The sequence below is a fragment of the uncultured Methanobrevibacter sp. genome (genome assembly GCF_902770715.1).
Lineage (GTDB): Archaea > Methanobacteriota > Methanobacteria > Methanobacteriales > Methanobacteriaceae > Methanocatella.
The window spans coordinates 1-2,854 of record NZ_CACXTS010000075.1 but is presented as its reverse complement, the minus strand read 5'-3'; the positions used below and the strand labels follow the sequence as shown (position 1 = coordinate 2,854).

Annotated in this window: 2 protein-coding genes and 2 pseudogenes; 2 read left to right on the top strand and 2 right to left on the bottom strand. The window is 34.7% G+C overall.

All coding sequences use genetic code 11. The annotated features are described in order from the left end of the window. Both QZU81_RS10770 and QZU81_RS10765 read right to left on the bottom strand, forming a co-directional pair. Positions 1 to 224: pseudogene (locus tag QZU81_RS10770) on the bottom strand (acetolactate synthase); the annotation flags it as partial. After that, a complete protein-coding gene (locus tag QZU81_RS10765) occupies positions 225 to 1,526 on the bottom strand; it encodes a phenylacetate--CoA ligase family protein (RefSeq protein WP_292824594.1) in 1,302 nt (433 codons plus the stop codon). It abuts the pseudogene before it with no gap. A 217-nt stretch (positions 1,527 to 1,743) separates the two neighbouring features. Between QZU81_RS10765 and QZU81_RS10760 the strand changes: the two genes are divergently transcribed. Both QZU81_RS10760 and QZU81_RS10755 read left to right on the top strand, forming a co-directional pair. After that, entirely contained in the window at positions 1,744 to 2,454 is a 711-nt protein-coding gene (locus tag QZU81_RS10760) for a DUF2162 domain-containing protein (RefSeq protein WP_292824643.1), read from the top strand. Positions 2,455 to 2,471: 17 nt separating this feature from the next. Beyond that, positions 2,472 to 2,854 (top strand): annotated as a pseudogene (locus QZU81_RS10755) (MotA/TolQ/ExbB proton channel family protein); the annotation flags it as partial.

Here is a 2,854-nt window from a genome sequence, read left to right as displayed (position 1 = left end):
ATGATGTCGGTAATTTTTACTAAAAAATTATTTTCTTCAAGTGCTTCTTTTCCTTTTATTGGATCATCAACTACAAGTCTTAAGATACCAAATTCAGAAGTGTCTGCCATACACATTGCCCTTATGTTGACATCCGCTATGGTGAGCACTTCTAAAGGTTTTGATAAACTGCCCATTCTGTTCTGTAAAAAGATGGATAATTGTTTGATTTTCATGTCTATCACCTAATGTAAGTTTCTCTCGTCAATTACTCTTTTTGCTTTTCCTTCAAATCTTGGCAAGGTTTTTGGCTCAACAAGAGTTACTTTTACGCGTATTCCAGTTTCATTTTCAATGGATTTACCTATTTTTTCTTGAATTGCCATCATTTCTTTGACACCGTCAAAGAATATGTCCTTTGATGCTTCGACCTTAACTTCGATTTCATCTAAGGTTCCAGGTCTTGTAACTATAATCATGTAATGAGGCTCTACATCACCAATCTTAAGTAATGCTTTTTCAATTTGTGATGGGAAAATAGCTACGCCTTTTACTTTAATCATGTCGTCGGATCTTCCGGTAATTCTGCTCATTCTTGCATGGGTTCTGCCGCATTCACATTTTTCATAGGTAAGTTTGGTTAAATCTTTTGTTCTGAATCTGATGACTGGCATTCCTTCCCTTTCCAGATTGGTTAAAACTAATTCTCCTGGTTTTTCTGCACCAATTACTTCACCGGTTTTCGGATTGATGATTTCAGGATAATATATGTCTTCTGCAATGTGCAGACCTTTTTGAGCTTCACATTCTACACCGACACCAGGGCCCATGAGTTCGGTTAATCCATATATGTTATAGGCTTTTGTGCCGAAGATTTCTTCAACTCTTTGTCTGATTTCTTCGGTCCATCCTTCAGCTCCAAAACCGATAGCCTTTATTCCAAAGTCTTTTGGGTCGATTCCGTCTTCAAGAGCAACTTCTCCCAAATGGATTCCGTATGATGGAGTAAATATTAATCCGGTAGCTCCAAAATCTTGCATGATTTCGATTTGTCTGCGGGTTTGTCCGGTTGAGATAGGAATGATTGCGGCACCTACTTTGTGGCAGCCGTAGTGCACACCGAATCCTCCTGTAAACATTCCATATCCGTGTGTATTTTGGAGTATGTCGTCTTCACCGATACCCATCATTGTAAGTCCACGTGCAATGGTTTCAGCCCAGGTATCTAAATCTTTTTCAGTATATCCTGATACAACAGGTTTTCCTGTAGTTCCGGATGATGAGTGCAATTCTTTGATTTCAGATATGTCCACTGCAAAAAGTCCGAATGGATAGCTTTCCCTCAGATCATCTTTTGTTATGAATGGAAGTTTTTCAATGTCTTTTAAGGTTTCTATATCTTCCGGGAAAACTTCAGCTTCAGTATATCTTTTGTTATAGTAAGGTATCTTGTCAAATGCTCTTTTAACGGTTGCTTGAAGTTTCTTTAACTGTAATTCTTCAAGGTCTTGCCTTGGCATAGTTTCAATTTCTTCGTTCCAAAACATGTTTAGCCTCATTTTTTTATTAATATAATAATTATATCATTTTGATACCTTAAAAGTTACTGATTTTTTAAAGGAATTCAATATTTAAATGATGATGTGTAATATATTATTGATGTTTTTTTATTGCACATCGTTAATATTAAAAAATATATATACTTTATTAAAGTAATAATTAATTGTAATTAATTAAATTTGAATTGATTATGGGGAAATTAATATGGATATGATGAGTGTTTTATGGCAAGTGGGTATTTTTGCGTCAGTCCTTGTTTTTGGAATAAAGATAGGATTGGCTTCTGGATTGGCTAATTTGCCTAAAAAACTATTTGCAGTAATTTGTATAGCTTATGGTGGCGGTGTAATTCTTATTTCTTATATAGCTTCATTTTTTGCCGATCAGTTAGTTCAGGCAATCTACAGTTATAATACGATATTTTACATTGCAATGGCTTCTATTATGATTATTGCAGGTTTGTTTACTATAAGGGAATGGAAAATACATGATAAGAATACGTCAACTGCAACTTCTCTGGCGATAATTGCTCCTTGTCCATGCTGTTTTGGTTCAATTATTGCAAGTGTTTTGATAGTGGCTCCAACAATCGGGGTCAGTTCACTTGATTTGAGTTGGTATGCAGCGGCTGCACTTGTTGGTGTCATGATTGTAACCTATTTTGCATCAAATACAATAATTAGATTTATCAACAAACCTTATCCTATTGTTTTAGGCAATTTCATGCTGTTGCTTGGTGCTTATTTCTTACTTTCAGCAATCGTTATCCCGAATATTGCAGGAGCATTAACTAAAACTACAAGTCCTATTACTATTGGTTCTCCTCAAGATATACTCATGGTAATTTTAGCATTTGCTATCTTGATAGCAGGTGGCATTGTTTTAACTAAAAGAGGCAGAAATATTTTAGAATAAATTTTAGGTGAAAAAATATGGCTTTAAATATTCCTGGTGGAGAATTTTTAACTGGCTCTCTTGATGTAATTTCACAAAGTTTGACAATTCCTGTATTGATTATCTTGCTTGTAATTGTCATAATTTCCATTATTACATTGGGTGGAGCCATTGCAGAATATACTTCAAGAAAAAAGGTTCCTATTGGAACTATAAGAGATTTGATTTATGAAATAAATGCTGCTGAATCAGTTGAAGCCTTAAAAAATGTTATTTCTCGTGCCCAAATTCCTAAAGCTCAAAAGAAAGCATTAATGGAAATTGCATCATCCAGTGAATTGGGAAATGATTCAAGAGAAGCATTGGCTCGTAAATTATTTGAATTTGAAGAGGAAAAGACTTTATCCACATTACAAAAGAC

What these genes read in the sequence shown, in the direction of transcription:
- QZU81_RS10765 (WP_292824594.1), bottom strand. Translation starts at nt 1,526, where the DNA reads ATGTTTTGGAACGAAGAAATTGAAACTATGCCAAGGCAAGACCTTGAA.
- QZU81_RS10760 (WP_292824643.1), top strand. Translation starts at nt 1,744, where the DNA reads ATGGATATGATGAGTGTTTTATGGCAAGTGGGTATTTTTGCGTCAGTC.